This window comes from Georgenia daeguensis, from assembly GCF_039537705.1.
GTDB classification, from domain to species: Bacteria; Actinomycetota; Actinomycetes; order Actinomycetales; family Actinomycetaceae; genus Georgenia; species Georgenia daeguensis.
This window is the reverse complement of sequence record NZ_BAABBA010000002.1, coordinates 52,334-77,676: the sequence shown is the minus strand read 5'-3', so window position 1 is coordinate 77,676 and position 25,343 is coordinate 52,334. Positions and strand designations below refer to the sequence as shown.

Genomic DNA, 25,343 nt, shown 5'->3' with positions numbered 1-25,343 from the left:
CGGTGGGGGCCCGGCGGGCCGGTCACTCGCCGTAGGCGTCGGCCTGGGTCTCGTCGAGCTGGGACAGGATGGAGTCGAGGTCTCCGGGGTTCTGGGCGAAGGTGACCATGGCGCGGTTGAAGGCGTCCGTCATGGCGGCCGGCATGTTGTCGGAACCGTCGAAGCGGAACGTCTCGGCGTTCTGGAGGATCTCGGCCGACCGCCGCGACGTCTCGTCCGGGTAGGCGTCGAGCGCGACGCCGGAGTTGGCGGAGATGAACCCGCCGCGCTCGACCCAGATCTGCTGGGCCTCCGGGGTCAGCAGGTACTGCACGAGCGAGCGGGCCGCCGGCGTGTCGTTGAACATGCCGATGAGGTCGCCGCCGCCCACGACGCCGCCGGAGAACTCGGGGTCGATGTCGGGGAACGGGAAGAAGTCGAACTGGTCGGCGGTGGCGCCGGCCTCGTTGACGAAGAAGTCGGTGATGAAGGACGCCTGGTGGTGCAGCAGGCACCCGGGCGGGTCCTCGAAGATCGGGTTGGCCGAGCTGCCGAAGGCGGTGTTGACGATGTAGTCCGAACCGCCGTAGGAGCTCTCGAGCGCCCCGCCGAAGGTCTCGAACGCGCTCCTGATCTCGTCCGAGCTCCACTTCAGCTCGCCGCTGACCCACTGGTCGTAGACGTCGGGTCCCGCCTGCCGCAGGACGATGTCCTCGATCCAGTCGGTGCCGGGCCAGCCGGACGTGGCGCCGGACTCCAGCCCGATGCACCACGTCTTCGTCTCGCCCGAGGCCGTCGAGCCCGCCTCGGACGTGAGGTCGTCCCAGGTCGCCGGCGGTTCCGCCGTCCAGACGCCGGTGTTGTAGAAGATCAGGCCCTTGACCGCCGCCTTGGTGAAGACGCCGACGAGGGCGTCGTCCTCCGCCCTGCCGAGGTCGGCGAACCCGGACGGCGTCGCCTGCTCGTAGCTGTCGACGTCGACGAAGTCCAGCGGCTGCAGCGCGCCCTGGTCGTACCACTCCTGCATCGGGCCAGGGCCGGGGAGACCGGCGACGTCGGGCAGGTTGCCGGAGGCGATGCCCGTGGTCAGTTGCTGGCTCAGGTCGCGGGTGCCCGTGTACTCGACCTTCGCCCCGGTCTCCTCCTCCCACGGGGCGACCATGGCCAGGAAGGAGTCCTGCTCGTCGCCCGACCACGAGCCGATGAAGCTCACAGTCTCGCCGCTGATGTCCTCCGACGCGCCGGTGCCGGTGCCGCCGCCCCCTCCTTCTCCGCCGTCGTCACCGCCGCCGCACGCGGCAAGAACGAGCGCGGCCGCGGCGGCGCAGACGCCGGCGGCCCGTGACCTCTGGATGCTCATGTCTCTCCTCGTGTCCACCCGCGGCCGGGGTGCCGCCGGGGGTTCCTGCGGGTTGCCGCGCCACGGCACGGGGACCGTCGTCCGGGCGGTCGGGGTGCGGTTGTGGCGGGCCGGTGGCCGGCCGCGGGCGAGCGTTGCGCGACGTTCCCGGCGTCCTCGCCGGTTCGTGGCCTCTCACGCGGCGCCTCCCAGTGGACGGCCGCGGGATCGCGCCACTGGGCGGCCGCTCCAGGCGGTCACCCGCACGGTCCACGCCGACCGGTCGGTGACCCTCATGCTCGTCCGGGTGATGAGACGTGTCAATGACTGTGGAGACACGATCGGGTCACGGTCGCCCGCAGCCCTGCCGCCGCAGTGTGCGGCGCCCGCATCGCACGTCGGTACGATCAGGTGGTCCTGACCGCACCTGCGAGGAGCTAGCCCGGTGACCATCGACCACTTCCTGACCATCGACGGCGTCGAGCAGACGGTCACCGGCCATGCCACGGGGACCGAGCTCTTCGCCGACCGGCGTGACGTCGTCGCCCTGGACGTGGACGGGGAGCTCAAGGACCTCGAGACCGAGCTGGCCGACCTGCCCGCCGGCGCCAGGGTGGAGCCGGTGACCATCGGCAGCCCCGCCGGCCTGTCGATCCTGCGCCACTCCGCCGCGCACGTCCTCGCCCAGGCCGTCCAGCAGGTCAACCCCGACGCCAAGCTCGGCATCGGCCCCCCCATCGAGAACGGGTTCTACTACGACTTCGACGTCGAGACCCCCTTCACCCCGGAGGACCTCAAGGCGCTCGAGAAGGTCATGGGCCGCATCGTCAAGGAGGGGCAGACCTTCCGCCGTCGGGTCGTCACCGAGGACGAGGCACGTGCCGAGCTTGCCGGCGAGCCGTACAAGCTCGAGCTCATCGGCCTCAAGGGGCCCGGCGGCTCCGCCGAGGGCGAGGTGGCCGAGGGAGCGTCCGTCGAGGTCGGCGGCGGCGAGCTGACGATCTACGACAACGTCCGGCGCGGGGGAGAGGTCGCCTGGAAGGACCTGTGCCGCGGCCCCCACCTGCCCTCGACCAAGCTCATCGGCAACGGTTTCCAGCTCATGCGCAGCGCCGCCGCCTACTGGCGCGGCAGCGAGAAGAACCCCCAGCTGCAGCGCGTCTACGGCACCGCCTGGCCGAGCAAGGACGAGCTCAAGGCCTACACCGAGCGCCTCGCCGAGGCCGAGCGCCGCGACCACCGCCGCCTGGGCGCCGAGCTCGACCTGTTCTCCTTCCCGGACGAGATCGGCTCCGGCCTGCCGGTGTTCCACCCCAAGGGCGCGATGATCCGGATGGAGATGGAGGAGTACTCCCGCCGCCGCCACGTCGAGGCCGGCTACTCCTTCGTCAACACCCCGCACATCACCAAGGCGCAGCTCTTCGAGACCTCGAAGCACCTGGAGTGGTACGCCGACGGCATGTACCCCCCGATGCACCTCGACGAGGTGCGCGACGCCGAGGGCAACGTCACCAAGCAGGGCCAGGACTACTACCTCAAGCCCATGAACTGCCCGATGCACAACCTCGTGTTCAACTCGCGAGGCCGCTCCTACCGCGAGCTGCCGCTGCGCCTGTTCGAGTTCGGCAGCGTCTACCGGTACGAGAAGTCCGGGGTGGTGCACGGCCTCACCCGCGCCCGCGGGTTCACCCAGGACGACGCCCACATCTACTGCACCCGCGAGCAGATGAAGGACGAGCTCTCGAGCCTGCTGACCTTCGTTCTCGACCTGCTCAAGGACTACGGGCTGGAGGAGTTCTACCTCGAGCTGTCCACCCGCGACCCGGAGAAGTCCGTGGGCGACGAGGCCACCTGGGAGGAGGCGACCCGGACCCTCGAGGAGGTCGCCACCGCGTCCGGGCTCGAGCTGGTGCCCGACCCGGGCGGCGCCGCGTTCTACGGGCCGAAGATCTCCGTGCAGGCCAAGGACGCCATCGGCCGCACCTGGCAGCTCTCCACGATACAGCTCGACTTCTTCGAGCCGGAGCTCTTCGAGCTCGAGTACACCGCCCCGGACGGGACCCGGCAGCGCCCGGTCATGATCCACCGTGCGCTCTTCGGCTCCATCGAGCGGTTCTTCGGCGTGCTCCTCGAGCACTACGCCGGGGCCTTCCCCGCGTGGCTCGCCCCGGTGCAGGTGGTCGGCGTCCCGGTGGCCGACGTGTTCGACGACTACCTGCGCGGCGTCCTGGACCAGCTGCGCGCCCGCGGTGTCCGTGTCGAGCTGGACACGTCCGACGACCGCTTCGGCAAGAAGATCCGCAACGCCGCCAAGGAGAAGGTGCCCTTCGTGCTCATCGCGGGCGGTGAGGACGTCGAGGCGGGCGCCGTCTCGTTCCGGTACCGCGACGGCTCGCAGCGCAACCAGGTCCCGGTGGCGGACGCGATCGAGGAGATCGTCGGGAAGATCGCGGCACGGGAGCAGGTGTGACCTCAGGAGACCAGGACTCCCGCCGGGCCGAGCGCGCCGGTGACCACCCCGGCGTCCCCGACGCGTTCGAGCGGCTGTGGACGCCTCACCGGATGGTCTACGTCGGCGGGCAGGACAAGCCCGAGGACGACGGCGAGGCGGCCTGCCCCTTCTGCCGCACCCCGTCGCGCAGCGACGAGGACGGGCTGGTGGTCCACCGCGGCGCCAGCGCGTACGTGGTGCTCAACCTCTACCCGTACAACCCGGGTCACCTCCTGGTGTGCCCCTACCGCCACGTCGCCGACCTCACCGAGCTCACCGACGACGAGCGCGACGAGGTCGGTGCCCTCACGGCGACCGCGATGCGGGTGGTCCGTGGGGTCTCCGCGCCGGACGGCTTCAACCTCGGCATGAACCAGGGCGCCGTGGCCGGTGCCGGGATCGCCGCCCACCTGCACCAGCATGTGGTGCCCCGGTGGAACGGCGACTCCAACTTCCTTCCCGTGGTCGCCCGCACCAAGGCCCTGCCCCAGGTCCTGGGCGAGACCCGCGACCTGCTCGCCGCGGCGTGGGCGGCGGCCACCGCACCGGAGGGGATCTAGTTGCTGAGCACCAACGCGCGCGGGTTCGCGCGCGCCGTCTTCGGCCCGGCCGCCCGGCTGCTGGTCCGGCTCGGGGTCAGCCCCGACGCGGTGACCGTCACCGGCACGGTCCTCACCGCGACGGCGGCCCTGACCCTCCTGCCCGCCGGGCACCTCACGGCCGGGGCGCTGGTGCTCGGGGCGCTCGTGGTCGCGGACAACCTCGACGGGCAGATGGCCCGCCTGGCCGGCACCGAGTCCCGGTGGGGCGCCTTCCTCGACTCCACGATGGACCGCTTCGCCGACGCCGCGATCTTCGCCGGCGTGGGCGTCTGGGCGCTCCGGCACCTCGACGGCGCGCTGGGCAACCTCACCGCCGGGCTGGCGCTCGTGTGCCTGGTGCTGGGCAGCGTGGTCCCCTACGCCAAGGCCCGGGCCGAGTCCCTCGGCATGACCGCGAACGTCGGTCTCGCCGAGCGGGCCGACCGCATCGTCGTCGTCCTCGCCGCCGTGCTGCTGGCCGGGCTCGGCCTGCCCACCCAGGTGCTCACGGTCGCGCTCGCGCTCCTCGCGCTCGCCAGCGCGTACACCGTCTTCCAGCGCATGCGCACGGTCTACGTCCAGGCGCGGGGCCCGCACACCGCCGGGACCGGCGCGGAGGACGCCAGGTGAGGGTCGACGTCGCCAAGGTCTTCTCCCTTGCCAGCTCCGGTGTCGAGCACCTGCCCGAACCGGTCGCCCGCGCGCTGTTCTCCCTCGTCGCCGACGTCGTCTGGGCGCTCCGCGCCGGCGGCGTCGACCAGCTCGAGCGCAACCTCGCCCGCGTGCGCCCGGGCCTCGACCGGCGCGCCCTGCGGCGGCTCTCCCGCCAGGGGATGCGGGCCTACCTGCGCTACTACTGCGAGGCGTTCCAGCTCCCGCGGCTCACCGACGACCAGGTCCGCGCCCGGGTGCGCGTGACCGGCGACGGCGCCGTGCGCCAGGCCCTGGCCGAGGGCCGGTCGGTGGTCTGCGCCCTCGGTCACCTCGGCAACTGGGACCTCGCCGGGGCCTGGGGCGCGAAGAACCTGGGACCCGTCGTCACGGTCGCCGAGCACCTGGAGCCCGAGGAGGTCTTCCAGGGGTTCCTGGACTTCCGCACCGGGCTCGGCATGACGATCATCCCGTTCGACAAGGGCAGCGGCGTCTTCCGCCAGCTGATCCGCCACGCCCGGACCTCCGCGAGCATGGTGCCGCTGCTCGCCGACCGGGACCTGACCGCCACCGGCGTCGAGGTCGACCTCCTCGGCCACCGGGCCCGCGTCGCGCCCGGGCCGGCCGCGCTGGCCCTGGCCACGGGGCTGCCGCTCCACCCGACGATGATCCGTCACGAGCGGCTCACCGGGACCCGCCGCCGTGCCGCCGGGTCCCGCTGGGGGATCGTCATCGAGTTCCTCCCGCCGGTGGACCGGGCCGCGGACGACGGCGGGGCCGACGTCGCCACCCTCACGCAGCGGTGGGTCGACGCACTCGGCGCCCGCATCCGCGAGCACCCCGCCGACTGGCACATGCTCCAGCCGGTGTTCCTCGCCGACCTCGACCCCGACCGCCTCGCGCGGGCGTCCGCCAGTGCCGGCCCCGAGGGCACGGCGGGGGAGGACGGCTGATGCGCGTCGGCATCGTCTGCCCGTACTCCTTCGACGCGCCGGGCGGGGTCCAGTTCCACGTCCGCGACCTCGCCGAGGAGCTCATCCGGCTCGGCCACCACGTCAGCGTGCTCGCCCCCGCCGAGGAGTCCACGCCGGTCCCCGACTACGTCGTCCCGAGCGGGAAGACCGTGGCCATCCCGTACAACGGCTCGGTGGCGCGACTGAACTTCGGCCCCGTGGTCGGCGCCCGCGTCCGGCGCTGGGTGGAGGAGGGCGACTTCGACCTGCTGCACATCCACGAGCCGTTCCTGCCGTCGCTGAGCATGCTCGCGCTCTGGGCCGCGGACGGGCCCGTCGTCGGGACGTTCCACACCTCGATGGAACGCTCACGCGGTCTGCAGGCGATCTCGCCGGTCGTCGTGCCGATGCTCGAGAAGATCAGCGGGCGCATCGCGGTCTCCGCCGAGGCGCGCCGCACGCTGGTCCAGCACCTCGGCGGCGACGCGGTCATCGTGCCCAACGGCGTCTACGTCGACCGGTTCGCGACGGCGCCGCAGGATCCCCGATGGGTCGGTACGGAGGAGCGCCCGACCGTGGCGTTCCTGGGGCGCCTCGACGAGCCCCGCAAGGGCCTGCCGATCCTCGCCGACGCCGTCGGCCCCGTGCTGGCCGAGGTCCCGGGCGCACGGTTCCTCGTCGCCGGGCGGGGCGAGGCGTCCGCCGAGCGGGCGCAGCTCGCCCGCTTCGGTGACTCGGTGACCTTCCTCGGCGGCGTGAGCGACGAGGAGAAGGCGAGCCTGTTCGCCTCGGTGGACGTCTACGTCGCGCCGCAGACCGGCGGCGAGAGCTTCGGGATCGTCCTGGTCGAGGCGATGAGCGGTGGTGCGCTGACCGTGGCCGCCGACATCCCCGCCTTCCAGGCGGTGCTCGAGGACGGTGCGGTCGGCCGGCTCTTCCACCGCGGGGACTCCACCAGCCTCGCCCGCACGCTCGTGGAGGTCCTGACCCACCGCGACGACGGCCGGCCGCTGCGCGAGCGCGCCGCGACGGCGGTGCGCCGCTACGACTGGTCGACCGTGACCAGCCAGGTGCTCGCCGTCTACGACATGGTCCTGTCCACGGCGCACGCCCGCGTGCGGGAGGACCCACGTTCGCGGACCATGTTCGGCCGGCTGCGCGCCGCGGCGACGGAGCTGCCGTGGGCCTGACCGAGTGGGTGCTCGTGGCCGTCGCGGTGCTGGCGGTCGTCCTGGTCGTGCTCTGGCGCCAGGCGGTGCGCGTGGACCGGCTCCACCGCACCGTGCTGCGCTCGCGTGCCACCCTCGAGGCTCAGCTCGCCCGCCGTGCCGCCGCGGCCATCGAGCTGGCGGCGTCCGGGGCGCTGGACCCCGCCGAGGCGATGATCGTCTCCGACGTCGCGCTGCGGGCGAGCGACGCCGCCCCGGTGGACCTGGTGCCCGACGGGCTCGCGGGCAGCCCCGAGACGGGTCCGCTCGCCGGGGTGGACGACAGCCCCGGTGCCGGTACGAACCGCGGCCTGCTCGAGAGCGAGCTGAGCCGGACGCTGCGCGCGGTTCTCGGCCCGCGTTCGGAACGTGACGAGCTCGCCGCAGACCCGCGGGCGGCCGGCGTCATGACGCAGCTGCACCAGTCCTGGTACCGGCTCCAGCTCGCCCGGCGCTTCCACAACTCCCACGTCGAGCAGGTGCGGCGCCTGCGGGCCGACGCCGTGGTGCGCGTGTTCCACCTGGCCGGCCGGGCGCCGCTCCCCGAGCCGTTCGACATGGACGACGAGCTCCCCGGGGACTGACCCGGCGCGCACCCGTTCGGCTCGTCGCGGCCCGGAAGATCGCATACGCCGGTCGGTGCTCTTAGCCAACCCGTTTCGGTGCGTGCTCGGTCCTTCGGTGCGTGCTGCGGCGGGCACCGGAAGCACGAACGCGCACCGAAAACGGTCGGTGCTGTTCGCCAACCCGTTTCGGTGCGTGCTCGGTCCTTCGGTGCGTGCTGCGGCGGGCACCGGAAGCACGAACGCGCACGGAACGCCCGGCAGCGTGCGGCCGACCGGGCTGCTACGACCCCGGACCCCCTAGGCTGTCGCCCATGTCGTCGAGCGGTCCGTCCCCCTTCGCGCCCGGCGGTCCGGGCGGCCGCGGCGACCAGAGACCGGGGTACGGCCCGGCGCCCGCGCCGGGTCAGCACGCACCGCAGCTCCCGCCGGCCCCGCACTGGCCGCAGCCGGCCCGGCGCCGCACCGCCACCCTGGTCGTCGAGATCATCGGCATCGCGCTGGGCCTCGTCGGGGCCGTGTGGCTGCTCGCCGTCATCCTCGGGCAGGGCGGCGGCGTCGGCGCGACCGTGCTGGCCGGCTTCCTGGCCCTCCTCCCGCTGGTCGGGGTGCTGGCCGCGGTCGCCTGGGTGGACCGCTGGGAGCCGGAGCCGCGCTGGCTCCTCCTCGCCGCGCTCCTGTGGGGCGTCGGCGTCTCGACGGCCGTTTCCCTGATCCTCAACGAGGCCTTCGCGTTCTACGTCATGGGCGCCACCGGCAGCTCGCTCGCCGCGTCGGTGCTGGGCACAGTGGTGGGCGCGCCCCTGGTCGAGGAGACGGCGAAGGGGCTGGGCGTCCTGCTGATCTTCCTGCTGCGGCGCCGCTACTTCGACGGTCCGGTGGACGGCATCGTCTACGCCGCCGTCGTCGCGGCGGGGTTCGCCTTCACCGAGAACATCCTGTACTTCGTCCAGTACAGCGACGTCCTCACCGAGGTGTTCGTGGCGCGGGCCGTCCAGTCGCCCTTCGCGCACGTGACTTTCACGGCCGTCATCGGGATCGCCCTCGGCTTCGCCTCGAGGTCGGCCAACCGTCACTCGTGGCTGTGGCTGTTCCCGGTGGGCTGGCTGGGCGCGATGATGCTCCACGCGGTGTGGAACGGGTCCGCGGCCCTGGCGCTCTACGACGTGCTGTACTGGCTCTTCCAGGTCCCGCTGTTCGCCGCGGGCATCGTCCTGGTGGTCTGGCTGCGCAACGACGAGAAGGCGACGATCGGCCATCGGCTCTCCGAGTACGCCGCCGCCGGCTGGTTCGCGCCGTACGAGATCCAGATGCTCACCTCGATGAGCGGGCGCCGGGCCGCCCGGCGCTGGGCGGCCTCGCGCGGCGCCGGCGCCGGCGCCGCGATGAAGGACTTCCAGCGCGCGGCCACCACGCTCGCCTTCACGCGGCAGCGCGCCCTCAGCGGCCGGTACGACCTGCGCACGCACGTGGACGAGCGCGAGCTCCTGGACGCCGTGGTGCGGGCGCGGGCGGGTTACCTGGCCGCCGCCTGAGCCGTCACCGCCGGCGTGGGGCCGTCGGGCCGTGCCCTCGTCGTCGCCGACGGCGGGAGGCCGTCGGGCCGTGCCCTCATCGTCGCCGACGGCGGGAGGCCGTCGGACCCTGCCGGCGCCCACTTCGCCGGCGGGTGGGCTGGGCGGGACGCGGGGTGTCGTCGGGGCGGTCCCAGCAGATGGAGCCCCGGCCGGGGTGCCGCGCCGGCGCGACTAGACTGAGCCCCGGGTCTGCCCCACGACCCTTCCCCGCATCTACCGAGGTCAACGTGTCAGAGAACGAGTTCGCCAACGACGCCCGCACCGCGCAGCAGGGCACCGCCCGGGTCAAGCGCGGCATGGCGGAGATGCTCAAGGGCGGCGTCATCATGGACGTCGTCACCCCCGAGCAGGCGAAGATCGCCGAGGACGCCGGCGCCGTGGCCGTGATGGCCCTCGAGCGCGTCCCGGCCGACATCCGCGCCCAGGGCGGGGTCTCCCGCATGAGCGACCCGGACATGATCGACGGCATCATCGAGGCCGTCTCGATCCCCGTGATGGCCAAGGCCCGCATCGGCCACTTCGTGGAGGCGCAGGTCCTCCAGGCCCTCGGCGTCGACTACGTCGACGAGTCCGAGGTGCTCACCCCGGCCGACTACGCCCACCACATCGACAAGTGGCAGTTCACGGTCCCGTTCGTGTGCGGGGCGACCAACCTCGGCGAGGCGCTCCGCCGCATCACCGAGGGTGCGGCGATGATCCGGTCCAAGGGCGAGGCCGGCACGGGCGACGTCTCCAACGCCACCACCCACATGCGCCAGATCCGCGACGAGATCCGCCGCCTGCAGAACCTGCCCGAGGACGAGCTGTACCTCGCCGCCAAGGAGTTGCAGGCACCGTACGACCTCGTCAAGGAGGTCGCGGAGGCGGGCAAGCTGCCCGTCGTCCTCTTCACGGCCGGCGGGATTGCGACCCCGGCCGACGCGGCGATGATGATGCAGCTTGGCGCCGAGGGCGTGTTCGTCGGCTCGGGCATCTTCAAGTCCGGCAACCCCGCCCAGCGGGCGGCCGCCATCGTCAAGGCGACGACGTTCTACGACGACCCCGCCGTGATCGCCGACGTCTCGCGAGGCCTCGGCGAGGCCATGGTGGGCCTCAACGTCGACGACATCCCGGTTCCGCACCGCCTCGCCGAGCGCGGCTGGTGACGGAACCGCTCACCTACGGCCTCGGCCCCGAGTGGGAGCCGGGACCCGACGGTGTGCCGTTCCGCCGGGCCGCCCGGGTGATCCTCCTCGACGACGACGACCGCGTGCTCCTGGTGCGCGGCCACGACGCCGGGGAGGTCACCCGCACCTGGTGGTTCACGGTGGGCGGCGGGCTGGACGCGGGGGAGAGCGCGCACGACGGCGCCGTCCGCGAGGTCCGCGAGGAGACCGGCCTCTCGGTGGCCCACGACGCGCTGGTGGGGCCGGTGCTCACGCGCAGCGCACTCTTCGACTTCGCCCGGGTCACCTGCCGCCAGGACGAGGAGTTCTTCCTCGCGCGTGTCGACTCCGCGGACGCCGTCACCGACGCGGGGTGGACCCTCCTCGAGCGGGACGTCCTCGACGAGATGCGCTGGTGGGAGCTCGACGAGCTGGAGTCGGCCGTCGCGGCCGGCACCGTGGTCTACCCCCTCGCGCTGCCCACCCTGGTCCGCCGTCTCCTGGACGGCTGGGACGGCTCCGTCGAGCACCTGGACGAGTCCTCCCTCTGACCGCCCAGCCCGACGGGGTCGGGGTGGGGTGGCACAGGCACTAGACTTGCCCGCCGTGACATCCCGCCCCACCGTCGGCGTGCTCGCCCTGCAGGGCGACGTGCGCGAGCACCTCGCTGCGCTGGTCTCGGCCGGCGCGGACGCCGTGCCGGTCCGCCGCCCCGCCGAGCTCGCGGCCGTCGACGCCCTCGTCCTCCCCGGCGGGGAGTCGACGACGATGGACAAGCTGCTGCGCGCCTTCGACCTGTTCGGCCCGGTGCGCGAGCGCATCGCGGCGGGCATGCCGGTCTTCGGATCCTGCGCCGGGATGATCCTCCTGGCCGATCGCGTCCTGGACCGGCCGGCGGACCAGCAGACGCTGGGCGGGATCGACATGACCGTGCGGCGCAACGCCTTCGGTAGGCAGGTGGACTCCTTCGAGCAGCCACTGCGCGCCCCCCGGCTCGAGGGCGGGGAAGGGCCGCTGCACGCCGTCTTCATCCGCGCGCCCTGGGTGGAGGAGGTCGGCCCGGGCGTGGAGGTCCTCGCGACCACCGTCGCCCCGGCCCACGCTCCCGCCGGCCCACGCCACGACGTCGCCGACGACGAGGCGCACGAGCGCACCGGTAGGATCGTCGCAGTCCGCCACGGCAGGCTGCTCGCGACCGCCTTCCACCCCGAGATCGGTGAGGACGCGCGGGTGCACCGGTTCTTCGTCAACATGGTCCGCGAGGACGCCGTGGCCGCCACGCAGCAGTCGAGCACCTGAGGAGCACACATGTCCGGTCACTCCAAGTGGGCCACCACCAAGCACAAGAAGGCGGCCATCGACGCGAAGCGCGGCAAGCTCTTCGCGCGCATGATCAAGAACATCGAGGTGGCCGCCCGCACCGGCGGCGGCGACCCGGCCGGCAACCCCACCCTCTTCGACGCCATCCAGAAGGCCAAGAAGTCCTCCGTCCCCGCGGACAACATCGACCGCGCCGTCAAGCGCGGCTCCGGCGCGGAGACCGGCGGCGCCGACTACGAGACGATCATGTACGAGGGCTACGCCCCCGGCGGCGTCGCCGTCCTGGTCGAGTGCCTCACGGACAACCGCAACCGCGCGGCCTCCGACGTCCGGGTCGCCTTCACCCGCAACGGCGGCAACCTCGCCGACCCGGGTTCGGTGTCCTACCTGTTCAACCGGCGCGGCGTCGTCATCGTCCCCAAGTCCGACGGCCTGACCGAGGACGACGTCCTCTCGGCCGTGCTGGACGCCGGGGCCGAGGAGGTCAACGACCTGGGTGAGTCCTTCGAGATCCTCAGCGAGGCGTCCGACGTCGTGGCCGTCCGCACGGCCCTGCAGGAGGCCGGCCTGGACTACGACTCCGCCGAGGCGCAGTTCGTCCCGTCCATGGAGGTCGACGTCGACGTCGACGGGGCGCGCAAGGTCCTGCGCCTCATCGACGCCCTGGAGGACAGCGACGACGTGCAGAACGTCTTCGCGAACTTCAACGCCTCCGACGAGGTCATGGCCGCCCTCGACGAGGAGGACTGACCCCGTCCGGCACCCGCGGTCCGGCCCGGCGGCGTGACCGACGCCGCCGCGCCGCTCGGCGGGCCGGTGCGCCCGCGTGCGGGTGGCCGGTGCGAGAGTAGGACCGTGCGCATCCTCGGAGTCGACCCCGGACTGACCCGCTGCGGGCTCGGTGTCGTGGAGACGACCGGGAGCGGGCGGCGGGTGCGTCTCGTGGACGTCGGCGTCGTGCGGACACCTGCCGAGCTCTCGCCGCACCTGCGGCTGCTCGAGGTCGCCGAGGAGATCGACCGGTGGCTCGAACGGCACCGGCCCGACGTGGTCGCCGTCGAGCGCGTCTTCGCCCAGGCCAACGTCCGCAGCATCACCGGCACCTCGCAGGTGGCCGGGGTGGCGATGCTGGCCGCCGCGCGGGCCCGCCTCCCGCTGGCCCTGCACACCCCGAGCGAGGTCAAGGCGGCGGTGACCGGGAACGGCCGCGCCGAGAAGCCCCAGGTGCAGGAGATGGTCCGGCGGATCCTGAGCCTGACGGAGAAGCCGCGCCCCGCGGACGCCGCGGACGCGCTCGCCCTCGCGATCTGCCACGCCTGGCGCGGCGGGGGCGCGGGCAGCGCGGTGCGCGCGCAGTACGGCGGCGCCGACACGCTGCCCCGCGCGGTCGGCCCCGGCCTCACCCCGGCTCAGCGCCTCTGGGCGGAGGCGGAGCGCTCGGCGCGCCGGGCCGGGGCTGTCGCACCCAAGGGGTAGTTTGGACCGCAGTCGTACAAGTGTTCACGGCCGGTGACGGCCGCGAGGGTCCGCGTTAACGCGGCCGAGGAAGGAACCGGATGATCGCCTCAGTGACCGGGACGGTCGAGGCCGTCGGCCTGGACCACGCCGTCGTGGCCGTCGGCGGTGTCGGCATGCTCGTCCAGGCGACGCCGACGACGCTGGCGGGCCTGACGGTCGGGCGCGACGCGAGGCTCGCCACGTCGCTCGTGGTGCGGGAGGACTCGCTGACCCTTTTCGGCTTCGCCGACGACGACGAGCGAAGCGTCTTCGAGACGCTCCAGACCGTCTCGGGCGTGGGGCCGCGGCTCGCGCTGGCGATGCTGGCGGTACACACCCCCGACGGGCTGCGGCGCGCCGTCGCGGGGGAGGACCTCGCCGCCCTGCAGCGGGTCCCCGGCATCGGCCGCAAGGGCGCCCAGCGCATCGTCCTCGAGATCGGCGACAAGCTCGGCGCGCCCGGCGACGGCGTCGGCCCGGGGACGGCACCGCCCGAGGCTTCCGCGGGGACGCAGGCGCCCGAGGTGGTCGATGCCCTGGTCCAGCTCGGCTGGAGCGAGAAGGTCGCCGCCGCCGCCGTCGAGTCCGTGACGGGCGCGGAGCAGCCGCCGGCCGACGTGCCGGGGATCCTGCGCGCCGCGCTGCAGCACCTCGGCGGTCACGCCCGTGTCTGAGGACCAGGAGGTCATGGACGCCGGCGCCGACGACATCGAGCGCGCCGCAGAGGCGGCCCTGCGGCCGCGCCGGCTGGCGGACTTCGTCGGCCAGGAGGTGGTGCGCGACCAGCTCTCGCTGGTGCTCGACGCCGCCAAGGCGCGCAGCACGCCGCCGGACCACGTGCTGCTGTCCGGCCCGCCCGGCCTGGGCAAGACCACCCTCGCGATGATCATCGCCTCCGAGGTCGAGGGGGCGCTGCGCCTGACGTCCGGGCCGGCGATCCAGCACGCCGGGGACCTCGCCGCGATCCTGTCCTCGCTCCAGGAGCACGACGTGCTCTTCATCGACGAGATCCACCGGCTCGCCCGGCCCGTGGAGGAGATGCTCTACCTGGCCATGGAGGACTACCGGGTCGACGTCATCGTCGGCAAGGGTCCCGGGGCGACGTCGATCCCGCTCTCCCTCCCGCCCTTCACCGTGGTCGGGGCGACGACCAGGGCCGGTCTGCTGCCCGCGCCGCTGCGCGACCGGTTCGGGTTCACCGGGCACCTGGACTTCTACACGCCCGAGGAGCTCGAGCGGGTGCTGCACCGCAGCGCCGGCCTCCTCGGGGCGACGCTGCACGACGACGCCGCGCGCGAGCTCGCCTCGCGCTCCCGCGGCACCCCGCGGATCGCCAACCGGCTGCTGCGCCGGGTGCAGGACTTCGCGCAGGTGCGCGGCACCGGGCTGCTCGACCTGGCCGCCGCGCACGGCGCCCTGGACGTGTTCGAGGTGGACCGCCTCGGCCTGGACCGGCTCGACCGGGCCGTGCTGCAGGCGCTGTGCACCCGGTTCGGCGGGGGCCCCGTGGGCCTGACGACGCTGGCCGTGACCGTGGGGGAGGAGCCCGAGACCGTCGAGACGGTCGCCGAGCCGTTCCTGGTGCGCGAGGGTCTCGTGGTGCGGACCCCGCGCGGGCGGATGGCCACCGCCGCGGCGTACGAGCACCTGGGGCTCGAGCGCCCCGGCGACGGCACGCTGTTCGGCTGAGCACGCGCCGTCTTGTTCGTCCGAGCGCGCGCCATCCTGTTCGGCTGAGCGCGCCACACGGGCCGGCCGAGCGCGCGCCATCCTGTTCGGCTGAGCGCGCGCCACGCGGGCCGGCCGAGCGCGCCACGCGGGCCGGACGCTGGTACCAGCACTCCCGGCGGTGCGCCTAGACTCGTGTGGTTACCGCCCCCGACCGTGACCGGAGCTCAAACCCGATGGACCCCACAATCATCATCTTCCTCGCCCTCATGATCGGCATGATGTGGTTCGTCACGAGCCGCGGGAAGAAGCAGGCGGCCGCTCAGCGCGAGATGCTGAACAACGCCGTCGTGCCCGGTGCGTCCGTGATGACGATCGGCGGGTTCTTCGGTCGTGTGGTCGACATCGACGGTGACGTGGTCACTCTCGAGAGCCCCTCCGGTATCGAGACGATCTGGCTCAAGAGCGCCATCAAGGAGGTCAAGGAGCCTCCGTTCGCCGTCGTCGACGAGGACGTGGCGGAGGGCGGCTCCTCCGCGCTCGTCTCCGAGGGCTCCTCCGCCGTCGTGCCCGACGACGCCTCCTCGCTCGACGCGGGGACCCCCGGCCCGGAGCGCGAGTTCCGCCCGGGCGGCCCCGAGGTCGACGGCACCGGGCGGCTCGCCCGCGAGGACGAGGGCGGCGAGCCGGGCACCGGCACCACGCCCCGCGTCTGACCGGCCCCACACCGAGCGCGCCCCGGCGCGCCCTGCACGAGAGAAGACACCGGTGGCGCAACGCCAGAAGAGAGAACGCCCCCGCCGCACGCTCGGCCTCCTGGCGGTTCTCCTCATCGCCCTGTTCGGGTCGCTGATCGCGGGCTCGAGGCTGACCGAGGACGCGTCCCTGACGCCGAAGCTGGCCCTCGACCTGGAGGGCGGCACGCAGCTGATCCTCACGCCCAAGACCACCGACAACTCGGAGGTCACGCAGGAGGACGTGCAGCAGGCGATCGCCATCATCCGCCAGCGCGTGGACGCCTCGGGCGTGGCGGAGGCCGAGATCACGAGCCAGGGCGGCTCCAACATCGTCGTCGCGCTGCCGGGAGACCCCGACCAGGAGACCCTCGACCTCGTGCGCCGCTCCGCGCAGCTGCGGTTCCGGCCGGTGCTGACGGTCGCCGGCCCCGGCACCATCGACCCGGCCGCGCTCGAGGAGGCCTCGGAGACGCCGACCGACGGCGCGACCGAGGAGCCGAGCGCGGAGGCGTCGGAGGAGCCGACGACGCCGCCGACGCAGCAGGAGATCGACGCCGCGGCGCTGAAGGCCTCGGACACCGACGGCGACGGCAAGCTCTCGACCGAGCCGGCGGCCGAGCCCGCCAACACCTCGGACCTGAACTGGATCACCGAGCAGGTCAGCTACGACTTCTACACGCTCGACTGCACGGACCCGAAGAACCTCGTCGGCGGCGTGCAGGACGACCCGGCGGCGCCGCTCGTCTCGTGCTCCGAGGACGGCAGCGCGAAGTTCATCCTGGGCCCGACGTCGCTCGAGGGCACGAACATCGAGTCGGCGTCCTCCGGCATGGGCGTGAACAGCCAGGGCGGCGCGACCGGCGAGTGGGTGGTCTCGCTCGAGATGGACCGCGAGGGCACCGAGACCTTCGGCGAGTTCAGCGAGCGGCTGCTCAGCCTGCAGCCGCCGCAGAACCAGTTCGCGATCGTGCTCGACGGCCTGGTCATCTCCAACGCGACCATGCAGAACGCGATCTACGACGGCCGCGCGCAGATCTCCGGCTCGTTCACCTCGGAGACCGCCGCCAACCTGGCCAACCAGCTCAACTTCGGTTCGCTGCCGCTGAACTTCGAGGTGCAGTCGCAGGACGAGATCTCCGCGACCCTGGGCTCCGAGCAGCTCTCCAAGGGCATCCTCGCCGGTCTGATCGGGGCAGGGCTGGTCGTGCTCTACATGCTCTGGCAGTACCGCGGCCTCGGCCTGCTCTCCGTCGCGAGCCTCGTGCTCGCCGGCGTGATCACCTACGGGGTCATCGCCCTGATGTCCTGGCTGGTCGGCTACCGGCTGTCGTTGCCCGGTGTCGTCGGCCTGATCGTCGCGGTGGGCATCACGGCGGACTCGTTCATCGTCTACTTCGAGCGCATCCGCGACGAGGTCCGCGAGGGCCGCACCCTCGCGGCCGCCGTCGAGCACGCGTGGCCCCGCGCCCGGCGCACCGTGCTCGCCTCCGACGCCGTGAACTTCACCGCCGCGGCGGTGCTCTACTTCCTCGCCGTCGGCGGGGTCCAGGGCTTCGCCTTCACGCTCGGCCTGACCACCCTCGTCGACGTGGTCGTGGTGTTCCTGTTCACCCACCCGGTCATGCTGCTGCTCGTCCGCACGAAGTTCTTCGGGCAGGGGCACCGGCTCTCCGGGCTCTCGCCGGAGAGCCTCGGTGCGACGTCGGCGACCTACCGCGGGCGGGGCCAGTTCCGGGCCCCGTCGCCGGCCGCCACGGTGGCCGCCGACGGCGAGCGGGAGCTCGTCGGTGCGGGCGTCGGCTCCTCCGCGGCCGAGACACGTTCGGCCTCGCCCGCCCCGCGCGGCCGCGCCGGCTCTGCCCGGTCCGGCGCAGCAGCGTCCACCGGCGCCTCGGCCGGTACGGGCACCCCTGCCGACGCCTCGGCCGGCACGTCCGCCGAGCCGGCGCCCACGCCCTCGCTCCCCGCCCCACGTGTGGACGAGAGCGGCCGTCGCCTGACCATCGCGGAGCGCCGTGCGGCTGAGCGCGCCGAGGCCCGCCGGCTCGCCGAGCAGAACGGCGCCCCCCGTCCCGAGGCCCCGCGTGACGGCGACACCGCCGGGGACGATCCGGCCGGAGAAGATACCGACCCCTCGACCACCGGAGGTGAGCGGTGATGACGTCGTTCTCCCAGATCGGCAACGAGCTCTACACCGGCCGTCGTTCCATCGACTTCATCGGCCGGCGCAAGCTCTGGTTCACCGTCGCCGCCCTGCTGATGGTCGCCTCGGTCCTCGTGCTCGCCGTCAGGGGCATCAACCCCGGCATCGAGTTCCGCGGCGGCTCCCAGTTCACCGTCTCCGGCGCGTCCACGACCAGCCAGGAGCCCGCCAACCAGGTCCTCGCGGACCTGGGGGCCGGTGAGCCGCCTCGCGTCTCCGCCGTCGGCAGCGACTCCGTGCGCGTGCAGACCGAGCGCCTCACCAACGACGAGACCACCGAGGTGCAGGGCGCCCTGGCGGAGGCGTACGACGTCCCGCCGGAGAACGTCGCCGCCACGTTCGTCGGCCCCAGCTGGGGTGCCGACGTCACCGGCAAGGCCCTGCAGGGCCTGCTGATCTTCCTCGTGATCATCACCGTCGGGATGTCGCTGTACTTCCGGACCTGGACCATGGCGCTCGGCGCCGTGGGGGCGCTGCTGCACGACCTGGTGGTCACGGTGGGCGTGTACGCCGCCGTCGGCTTCGAGGTGACGCCCGCGTCGGTGATCGGGTTCCTCACGATCCTCGGCTACTCGCTCTACGACACGGTCGTCGTCTTCGACAAGGTCCGGGAGAACAACGCCGACCTGTACACGCAGGACAAGCGCACCTACGCCGAGGGTTCCAACCTCGCCGTGAACCAGACGTTGGTGCGCTCGATCAACACCTCCGTGACGGGGCTCCTGCCGGTCGCCGCGATCCTGTTCGTCGGTGCGTTCCTGCTCGGCGCCGGGACCCTGCGCGACATCGCGCTGGCGCTCTTCGTCGGCATGCTGCTCTCCTCGCTGTCCTCGGTCTTCCTCGCCGCACCCCTTGAGGTCGCGCTGCGCGAGCGGAACGAGGCGGTGGTCAAGCACACGAAGATGGTGCTGGACCGCCGCGAGCGGCGGCGCGCCGCCGCAGGCGAGAGCGGCGACGGCGGGGCCGTCGACCTCGGCGCCCGCACGGAGGACCTCACCGGCGTCGGTATCGTCGCCGGGCACCACCTCGGCAACGCGGCCCAGCCGCGCCGCCGCAAGAAGGGACGATGATGACAGCACCCGCGCCGAGCTTCCCGGCGGAGCTGACCGACCTCGTGCGCGAGCACGTGCGCGAGATCCCCGACTTCCCCGCACCAGGCGTGCTCTTCCGCGACATCACGCCCCTCCTGGCGGACGGTTCCGCGTTCGAGGGGCTCGTCCGGGGCCTCGCGGAGAAGTACCGGGGCCGGGTCGACGCCGTCGCGGGGCTCGAGTCGCGCGGCTTCATCCTGGCGGCGCCGCTGGCCATCGAGCTGGGCGTCGGCATGATCACCGTCCGCAAGGCGGGGCGCCTGCCCGGGCCCGTGATCGGCGTGGACTACGCGCTGGAGTACGGCACCGCCCGCATGGAGCTGCGCCCCGAGACCATCCAGGATGGCCAGCGCGTCCTCGTCATCGACGACGTCCTCGCCACCGGCGGCACCGGGGCGGCCGCGATCGAGCTGGTCGAGCGCAGCGGCGGCGAGGTCGTCGCCCTCGCGATGCTTCTCGAGCTCGCCGCCCTCGGCGGCCGGCGCAAGCTCGACGGCTACCGTGTGGACTCCGTCCTCGTCTACTGAGCGGCCCGAGGTCCGGCGGCGCGGACGTTCGGACGCCCGACCCGCACCTCCGCCGTCGCGGGGGTCGGTGGCGCCCCGTCCGCCCGCAGGGGACCGATGCGTGCGGGCGCCCGGGTTCGCCGTAGGATCGACCAATGGCAGGTGATCGGGTCCCGGCTTCGGGCGAGGGGAGCGGCACCGACACGGTGGTGCCCGGTTCCCGCGTGCGGTCGCGCCTGGTCTGGCTGGGCTCACGCGGGCACTCCAACCCGCCCGCCATCGAGCCGCTGCTCAGGGCCGTCCGCGCCAACCATCCCAAGGCGGACACCCAGCTGATCGTCCGCGCGTACGAGGTGGCCGAGAAGGCGCACCGCGGGCAGATGCGCAAGAGCGGCGACCCGTACATCACCCACCCGGTCGCCGTCGCGACGATCCTCGCCGAGCTCGGCATGACGCCGTCGACGCTCGCAGCCGCGCTGCTGCACGACACGGTCGAGGACACCGGCTACCCGCTCTCGCAGCTGCGGGCGGAGTTCGGTGACGAGATCGCCCTGCTCGTCGACGGCGTCACGAAGCTCGACAAGGTGACCTACGGCGACGCCGCGCAGGCCGAGACGGTGCGCAAGATGGTCGTGGCGATGGCCAAGGACATCCGTGTCCTGGTCATCAAGCTCGCCGACCGGCTGCACAACGCCCGCACCTGGAAGTACGTACCCGCGGCGTCCGCCGAGAAGAAGGCGCGCGAGACGCTGGAGATCTACGCGCCGCTGGCCCACCGGCTCGGCATGAACACCATCAAGTGGGAGCTCGAGGATCTCTCCTTCGCCACGCTGTACCCCAAGGTGTACGAGGAGATCGTCCACCTGGTGGCCGAGCGGGCCCCGGCCCGCGACGAGTACCTGGGCGCGGTCCGCCTGCAGATCGAGGACGACCTGCGCACCGCGAAGATCCGGGGGGTCGTCACCGGCCGGCCCAAGCACTACTACTCGATCTACCAGAAGATGATCGTCCGCGGCCGCGACTTCGACGACATCTTCGACCTCGTCGGCGTGCGGGTCCTCGTGGACACCGTGCGCGACTGCTACGCCGCCCTCGGCGCGATGCACGCCCGCTGGACCCCCCTGCCCGGGCGGTTCAAGGACTACATCGCGATGCCGAAGTTCAACCTCTACCAGTCGCTGCACACCACGGTCGTGGGCCCGGGCGGCAGGCCGGTGGAGATCCAGATCCGCACGCACGACATGCACCGGCGTGCGGAGTACGGCGTGGCGGCGCACTGGAAGTACAAGGAGAACCCCAACGCCAAGGGCGCCAAGGTCGACGGCGCGCCCGGCACCGAGGAGATGGGCTGGCTGCGCCAGCTCGTCGACTGGCAGCGCGAGACGGCGGACCCGGGGGAGTTCCTCGACTCGCTGCGCTTCGAGATGTCCGGTGCGCAGGTCTACGTCTTCACGCCCAAGGGCGACGTGCTCGCCCTGCCCGCCGGCGCCACGCCGGTGGACTTCGCCTACGCCGTGCACACCGAGGTCGGCCACCGCACCGTGGGCGCGCGCGTCAACGGCAAGCTGGTTCCGCTCGACTCGCCGCTGGAGAACGGCGACACGATCGAGATCTTCACCTCGAAGGCCGAGGGCTCCGGACCCAGCCAGGACTGGCTGGCGTTCGTCAAGAGCCCCCGGGCGCGCAACAAGATCAAGGCCTGGTTCACCAAGGAGCGCCGCGAGGAGGCCATCGAGGCCGGCAAGAACCAGCTCAGCAAGGCGATGCGCAAGCAGAACCTGCCGATCCAGCGGCTGATGAGCCACGACTCCCTCTCCGCGCTGGCCACCGAGATGCGCTACGCCGACGTCTCCGCCCTGTACGCGGCGATCGGCGAGAACCACATCTCGGCGAGCAACGTCGTCCACCGGCTCGTGCAGTCGATGGGCGGCGAGTCCGGCGCCGAGGAGACCCTCGCCGAGGCGACCATGCCCGGCGAGCACCGCCCGCGCGCGCGGGCGGGCGACACGAGCGTCGTCGTCGAGGGCATGTCCGACACGGACATCTGGGTCAAGCTGGCCCGCTGCTGCACCCCGGTGCCCGGCGACCCCATCGTCGGGTTCATCACCCGCGGGTCCGGCGTGTCCGTGCACCGCGCCGACTGCGGCAACCTCGAGGGGCTGCGGTCGCAGCCCGAGCGGATGGTCGGTGTCAGCTGGGCCAAGAGCGCCCAGAGCTCGTTCCTGGTGCAGATCCAGGTCGAGGCGCTCGACCGCAACGCGCTGCTGTCGGACGTCACGCGCGTGCTGTCGGACAACCACGTCAACATTCTGTCGGCATCGGTCAGCACCTCACGGGACCGCGTGGCGCTGAGCAAGTTCGTCTTCGAGATGGCCGAGCCCTCCCACCTCGGTCACGTGCTCGCCGCGGTGCGGAAGATCGACGGCGTCTTCGACGCCTACCGCGTGACCGGCACGCGCAGCACCCGCACCCCGGCGCCGTAAGCCCCAGCCGTTGAGCCGTTGAGCCGTTGAGCCGTTGAGCCGTTGAGCCGTTGAGCCGCTGAGCGGTTGAGCCGCTGAGTAGCTGCGCCGTAGGCCCCGACCGCTGCGCCGCGGAGTCGGCGGTGCCCGACGGCCCCGGCGCCGAGCGCGGCCACCACGGACAGCACGACGCCCACGCACCCGTCGGGTGCATGGGCGTGCGGCCGGTCGCGCGGGTCTGCTCAGCCCTGCGCGGCCCGCTGGATCTGGTCGAGCCAGGCGCGGCGCGCCTCGAGGGCGGCCTCGGCCTCGGCGACCTGCTTCTCGTCGCCGCCGGCACGGGCCTGCTCCAGGTCCGCCTCCAGCTGCTCGATGGCGGAGTGCAGCTGGGCCGCCGCCCCCTCGGCCCGCGCACGGGTCTCGGGGTTCGAGCGCTCCCACTCGGCCTGCTCGGCGTCGCGCACCGCCTGCTCGACGGCGCGCATCCGCGCCTCCACGCGCTGGACGTCCGCCCGCGGAACCTTGCCGGCCTCGTCCCACTGGTCCTGGATCGGGCGCAGGGCAGCGCGCGCCGTCCGCGGGTCGCTCACGGGCAGCAGCGCCTCAGCCTGCTCGAGCAGGGCGAGCTTGACCTTGAGGTTCTCGCCGTACTCGGCGTCGACCTCCGCGTTCTGCGCGCTGCGGGCATCGAAGAACCGCTGCTGCGCGGCGCGGAACCGCGCCCACAGTGCGTCGTCGTCCTTGCGCGAGGCGCGACCGGCCGCCTTCCACTCGTCCATGAGCTCGCGGTAGGCGGAGGCCGTGCGGCCCCAGTCGGTGGAGGTCGAGAGCTCCTCCGCGCGGGCGATGAGCTTCTCCTTCGCCTCCTTCACCGCCCCCTGGGAGGCGTCGAGGTCGGAGAAGTACTGCCGGCGGTGGCGGTCGAAGGCCGTCCGGGCGTGGGAGAAGCGCTTCCAGAGCTTGTCCTCCGTGGACCGGTCCAGCCGGGGGCCGTTCCGCTGGGCGTCCTTCCACTCGTCGAGCAGGTCGCGGAGCCGCTGGCCCGACTGCTTCCACTGGGTGCGGGCCGGGTCCTGCTCGGCGATCTGCTCCGCCTTCTCCACGATCGCCGTCCGCTCGGCGACAGCCTTCGCCCGGGCGGCCTCGCGTTCCGCCGCGGCCTCCTGGCGGCGCTCCTCGGCGACGCCGCGCAGACGCTCGAGCCGTGCGCGCAGGCCGTCGATGTCACCGACGGCGGCGGGCGCCTCGAGCGCCTCGGTGAGCGTCGTCAGGGTCTGCTCGATCTCCTTGGGCGCGAGCTGCGGCAGGCGCGCCTCGAAGAGGGCCACCTGGGCCTGGAGGTCGAGGAAACGCCGGACGTAGAAGCCGAGCGCCTCCTCGGTGTCGGCACCCGTGTACTGACCGACCGAACGCTCGCCGCTGGCCTCCCGGACCCACACCGTGCCGTCGTCGTCGACGCGACCCCAGGCTGCCGCCTCCGCGGCGTCCCGCGGGTCCACAGGGGGCGTGACGGCGGGCTGCGCCGCGACCGGCACCACGGCTGCGGGGGACGGCACCGGGCGGGGGAGCGGACGTGGGCGCGGTCCCGGAGCGGGGCGCGGCGTGGGCGCCGCAGACGCCCCACCGGTCTCCGCGGCAGTATCTGCGGGCGTCGGGGTCTGGGCGTCGGCCTCGGGCGCCGCGGTCTCGACGTCGGGCGTCGGGGTCTGGGCGTCGGTCTCGGGCGCCGCGGTCTCGACGTCGGGCGTCGGGGTCTGGGCGTCGGTCTCGGGCGCCGCGGTCTCGACGTCGGGCGTCGCGGTCTGGGCGTCGGGCGTCGCGGTCTCGAGGTCGGGAGCCTGGGTCTGCACCTCGGCGCTCACGCCCTCCTCCTGGACCACGACGTCGCCCTCGACCGCTGCTTCCGCGGGACGGTCCTCGGTCACGCCCGCCGGCTCGGCGCCGGACGACGGCGCCTGCTCCCCACCCGAGGTCGGGTGCGCGGGGCCCTGCGCCGTCGGCACGCCGTTGCTGTCGGCGGCGGGCACGTCGGCGTCGGTGGTGCCGAGCGCCGCCGGCACACGGTCGTTGGCGGTCGGAGGTGCAGCGTCGTCGGCGGTTCCGAGCGCCACCGGCACGCCGTCGCTGACGGCGGGCGGGACCGCGGCCTCCTCGGCGACCGGGGCCGACTCGCCCCGGAGATTCGGGGCTGCCCCGACCACCGGCGCGGCCGTGCTGTCGCCAGCGGGGTCGGCCTGGGGCCGGACGTCTCCTGCGGATGACACCTGGTGGGGGGTGGGCTCCGGGCTGTCGCTCCGGGTCGGCTGGTCGGTCACGGGTCGCTCCTTTGGATGACGGGGTAGGCGTCTGCCACACCGTTCTCGGTCCTTCCCCGGCACCGCGGCGCCGGGCTCGCCCACGCGGCACACCTTGACGGGTGCGGGTTCCCGGGAAGGACTGGTCCGACACGGGCGCGTGACGCGGCTCTCAGTCTAGGGACCTGCGCAACCCCAGGGGACCACGGCGGGCCCGCATGCTCGACGGACGGTCCTTCGGCGGCGCGGCCGCCGACGCGGCAGCGCCCTCCGGATAGCCTGTGGCCATGTTGCTCCTGAGGACCACCACGACCGTGCTGGAGGCCCACTGCTACGTGGTGGCGCCCCACGACGGCGCCGAGGCGCTCGTCGTCGACCCGGGCGCGGGAGCCGCGCCCGAGGTCCGGCACCTCCTGGCCGAGCACGGTCTGCGGGTGGGTGCGGTGGCGCTCACGCACGGCCACGCCGACCACCTCTGGGACGCGGCCGCCGTCGCGGGATCGGCTCCGGTCTACGTGGCCCCGCCCGACGACTACCGCCTCGAGGACCCCGCTGCCGCCCTCGGCGAGCCGCTCGCCACGCTGTTCACCGAGCTCGCCGGCGAGCCCTGGCACCGACCCGCCGACGTGCGCCCGTTCCCCTCGGAGCTCCTCTCCGGCGGCGGTGCCGAGATCGTCCCGGGCGTGGCTCTCCGGGCGGTCCCCGCGCCCGGCCACACCGCCGGTTCCACCGTCCTGCTGGTGAGCGGCTCCCCGGTGACCCCCGGCGTGCTCCCTGCAGGGTCCGACGTGCACGCCGACGCCACCGGCCGCTACCTCTTCGCCCTGTGCGGGGACGTCATCTTCGCCGGCTCGGTCGGGCGGACGGACCTGCCCGGCGGCGACGAGCGCGAGATGATCTCCACGCTGCGCACCCTCGCCGCCTCCCTGCCCCCGACCACCGTTCTGCTTCCCGGCCACGGACCCGCGACGGTCCTCTCCCGCGAGCTGGCCACGAACGCGCACGTGCGCGCCGCCGTCTCGGCCCGCTGAGGGCGGGGCGGCGAACCCGACCTGTCCGTGCGGCGGGCCGAATCGCA

Annotated in this window: 22 protein-coding genes; 20 read left to right on the top strand and 2 right to left on the bottom strand. The window is 73.3% G+C overall.

What is annotated here, in order from left to right; all coding sequences use genetic code 11:
- Window positions 1–22: 22 nt before the first annotated feature.
- On the bottom strand, window positions 23–1,339 hold the full coding sequence (locus ABD774_RS02105) for an ABC transporter substrate-binding protein (RefSeq protein ID WP_345037111.1): 1,317 nt from the start codon (window positions 1,337–1,339) through the stop codon (window positions 23–25).
- 424 nt (window positions 1,340–1,763) lie between these two features.
- On the opposite strand from ABD774_RS02105, the gene thrS reads away from it, so the two are divergent.
- The 19 genes from thrS to ABD774_RS02010 all read left to right on the top strand — a co-directional run bounded on the left by thrS (window position 1,764) and on the right by ABD774_RS02010 (window position 21,992).
- Window positions 1,764–3,788 (top strand): threonine--tRNA ligase, encoded by a 2,025-nt coding sequence (thrS, locus tag ABD774_RS02100; protein WP_345037109.1) that lies wholly within the window; start codon window positions 1,764–1,766, stop codon window positions 3,786–3,788.
- Complete coding sequence (locus ABD774_RS02095; RefSeq protein ID WP_345037106.1) at window positions 3,785–4,369, top strand: HIT family protein; 585 nt, start codon at window positions 3,785–3,787, stop codon at window positions 4,367–4,369. Before thrS ends, ABD774_RS02095 begins: the two co-directional genes overlap by 4 nt.
- Window positions 4,370–5,020, top strand: coding sequence for a phosphatidylinositol phosphate synthase (gene pgsA / locus ABD774_RS02090; protein ID WP_345037104.1), 651 nt, complete (start codon window positions 4,370–4,372; stop codon window positions 5,018–5,020). It abuts the gene before it with no gap.
- Window positions 5,017–5,994 (top strand): phosphatidylinositol mannoside acyltransferase, encoded by a 978-nt coding sequence (locus ABD774_RS02085; protein WP_345037101.1) that lies wholly within the window; start codon window positions 5,017–5,019, stop codon window positions 5,992–5,994. The genes pgsA and ABD774_RS02085 overlap by 4 nt, the downstream gene beginning before the upstream one ends.
- On the top strand, window positions 5,994–7,184 hold the full coding sequence (locus ABD774_RS02080; protein ID WP_345037098.1) for a glycosyltransferase family 4 protein: 1,191 nt from the start codon (window positions 5,994–5,996) through the stop codon (window positions 7,182–7,184). Before ABD774_RS02085 ends, ABD774_RS02080 begins: the two co-directional genes overlap by 1 nt.
- The gene (locus ABD774_RS02075; protein WP_345037096.1) at window positions 7,175–7,786 is read left to right on the top strand and encodes a hypothetical protein; all 612 of its coding nucleotides are present in this window, start codon (window positions 7,175–7,177) and stop codon (window positions 7,784–7,786) included. Before ABD774_RS02080 ends, ABD774_RS02075 begins: the two co-directional genes overlap by 10 nt.
- Before the next feature lie 293 nt (window positions 7,787–8,079).
- On the top strand, window positions 8,080–9,300 hold the full coding sequence (locus tag ABD774_RS02070; protein ID WP_345037094.1) for a PrsW family intramembrane metalloprotease: 1,221 nt from the start codon (window positions 8,080–8,082) through the stop codon (window positions 9,298–9,300).
- Between the two features lie 269 nt (window positions 9,301–9,569).
- On the top strand, window positions 9,570–10,487 hold the full coding sequence (gene pdxS, locus ABD774_RS02065) for a pyridoxal 5'-phosphate synthase lyase subunit PdxS (protein WP_345037091.1): 918 nt from the start codon (window positions 9,570–9,572) through the stop codon (window positions 10,485–10,487).
- Window positions 10,484–11,038 (top strand): NUDIX hydrolase, encoded by a 555-nt coding sequence (locus tag ABD774_RS02060; protein WP_345037089.1) that lies wholly within the window; start codon window positions 10,484–10,486, stop codon window positions 11,036–11,038. The genes pdxS and ABD774_RS02060 overlap by 4 nt, the downstream gene beginning before the upstream one ends.
- A gap of 55 nt (window positions 11,039–11,093) precedes the next feature.
- Entirely contained in the window at window positions 11,094–11,786 is a 693-nt protein-coding gene (gene pdxT, locus ABD774_RS02055) for a pyridoxal 5'-phosphate synthase glutaminase subunit PdxT (RefSeq protein ID WP_486327251.1), read from the top strand.
- Between the two features lie 9 nt (window positions 11,787–11,795).
- Window positions 11,796–12,557 (top strand): YebC/PmpR family DNA-binding transcriptional regulator, encoded by a 762-nt coding sequence (locus ABD774_RS02050; protein ID WP_248255972.1) that lies wholly within the window; start codon window positions 11,796–11,798, stop codon window positions 12,555–12,557.
- 105 nt (window positions 12,558–12,662) lie between these two features.
- Window positions 12,663–13,283: a crossover junction endodeoxyribonuclease RuvC gene (gene ruvC, locus ABD774_RS02045; RefSeq protein ID WP_345037083.1), complete on the top strand. Its 621-nt coding sequence runs from the start codon at window positions 12,663–12,665 to the stop codon at window positions 13,281–13,283.
- A gap of 80 nt (window positions 13,284–13,363) precedes the next feature.
- The gene (gene ruvA / locus ABD774_RS02040; protein WP_345037081.1) at window positions 13,364–13,978 is read left to right on the top strand and encodes a Holliday junction branch migration protein RuvA; all 615 of its coding nucleotides are present in this window, start codon (window positions 13,364–13,366) and stop codon (window positions 13,976–13,978) included.
- A gap of 13 nt (window positions 13,979–13,991) precedes the next feature.
- Window positions 13,992–14,993, top strand: coding sequence for a Holliday junction branch migration DNA helicase RuvB (gene ruvB / locus ABD774_RS02035; protein WP_345037639.1), 1,002 nt, complete (start codon window positions 13,992–13,994; stop codon window positions 14,991–14,993).
- A gap of 215 nt (window positions 14,994–15,208) precedes the next feature.
- The gene (gene yajC / locus ABD774_RS02030; RefSeq protein WP_345037079.1) at window positions 15,209–15,688 is read left to right on the top strand and encodes a preprotein translocase subunit YajC; all 480 of its coding nucleotides are present in this window, start codon (window positions 15,209–15,211) and stop codon (window positions 15,686–15,688) included.
- 52 nt (window positions 15,689–15,740) lie between these two features.
- A complete protein-coding gene (gene secD, locus ABD774_RS02025) occupies window positions 15,741–17,867 on the top strand; it encodes a protein translocase subunit SecD (RefSeq protein ID WP_345037076.1) in 2,127 nt (708 codons plus the stop codon).
- Entirely contained in the window at window positions 17,867–18,982 is a 1,116-nt protein-coding gene (secF, locus tag ABD774_RS02020) for a protein translocase subunit SecF (protein ID WP_345037074.1), read from the top strand. Before secD ends, secF begins: the two co-directional genes overlap by 1 nt.
- Window positions 18,982–19,530 (top strand): adenine phosphoribosyltransferase, encoded by a 549-nt coding sequence (locus ABD774_RS02015; RefSeq protein WP_486327255.1) that lies wholly within the window; start codon window positions 18,982–18,984, stop codon window positions 19,528–19,530. Before secF ends, ABD774_RS02015 begins: the two co-directional genes overlap by 1 nt.
- 134 nt (window positions 19,531–19,664) lie before the next feature.
- Window positions 19,665–21,992 carry a RelA/SpoT family protein gene (locus ABD774_RS02010; RefSeq protein ID WP_345037069.1) on the top strand — a complete coding sequence of 776 codons (2,328 nt, stop codon included), beginning with the start codon at window positions 19,665–19,667 and terminating at the stop codon, window positions 21,990–21,992.
- A 221-nt stretch (window positions 21,993–22,213) separates the two neighbouring features.
- Here the strand turns inward: ABD774_RS02010 and ABD774_RS02005 are convergent, their stop codons facing one another.
- A complete protein-coding gene (locus ABD774_RS02005; protein ID WP_486327254.1) occupies window positions 22,214–23,851 on the bottom strand; it encodes a DUF349 domain-containing protein in 1,638 nt (545 codons plus the stop codon).
- 701 nt (window positions 23,852–24,552) lie between these two features.
- Here ABD774_RS02005 and ABD774_RS02000 point away from each other — a divergent pair.
- Window positions 24,553–25,296, top strand: coding sequence for an MBL fold metallo-hydrolase (locus ABD774_RS02000; RefSeq protein ID WP_345037065.1), 744 nt, complete (start codon window positions 24,553–24,555; stop codon window positions 25,294–25,296).
- Window positions 25,297–25,343: the final 47 nt, after the last annotated feature.

Excerpts from the sequence above, each read along its gene's own strand:
- secF (WP_345037074.1), top strand. The coding sequence starts at position 17,867 with ATGACGTCGTTCTCCCAGATCGGCAACGAGCTCTACACCGGCCGTCGT.
- ABD774_RS02050 (WP_248255972.1), top strand. The coding sequence starts at position 11,796 with ATGTCCGGTCACTCCAAGTGGGCCACCACCAAGCACAAGAAGGCGGCC.
- ABD774_RS02105 (WP_345037111.1), bottom strand. The coding sequence starts at position 1,339 with ATGAGCATCCAGAGGTCACGGGCCGCCGGCGTCTGCGCCGCCGCGGCC.
- ABD774_RS02080 (WP_345037098.1), top strand. The coding sequence starts at position 5,994 with ATGCGCGTCGGCATCGTCTGCCCGTACTCCTTCGACGCGCCGGGCGGG.
- ABD774_RS02015 (WP_486327255.1), top strand. The coding sequence starts at position 18,982 with ATGACAGCACCCGCGCCGAGCTTCCCGGCGGAGCTGACCGACCTCGTG.
- ABD774_RS02000 (WP_345037065.1), top strand. The coding sequence starts at position 24,553 with ATGTTGCTCCTGAGGACCACCACGACCGTGCTGGAGGCCCACTGCTAC.
- ruvB (WP_345037639.1), top strand. The coding sequence starts at position 13,992 with ATGGACGCCGGCGCCGACGACATCGAGCGCGCCGCAGAGGCGGCCCTG.
- ABD774_RS02070 (WP_345037094.1), top strand. The coding sequence starts at position 8,080 with ATGTCGTCGAGCGGTCCGTCCCCCTTCGCGCCCGGCGGTCCGGGCGGC.
- ruvA (WP_345037081.1), top strand. The coding sequence starts at position 13,364 with ATGATCGCCTCAGTGACCGGGACGGTCGAGGCCGTCGGCCTGGACCAC.
- ABD774_RS02010 (WP_345037069.1), top strand. The coding sequence starts at position 19,665 with ATGGCAGGTGATCGGGTCCCGGCTTCGGGCGAGGGGAGCGGCACCGAC.
- yajC (WP_345037079.1), top strand. The coding sequence starts at position 15,209 with ATGGACCCCACAATCATCATCTTCCTCGCCCTCATGATCGGCATGATG.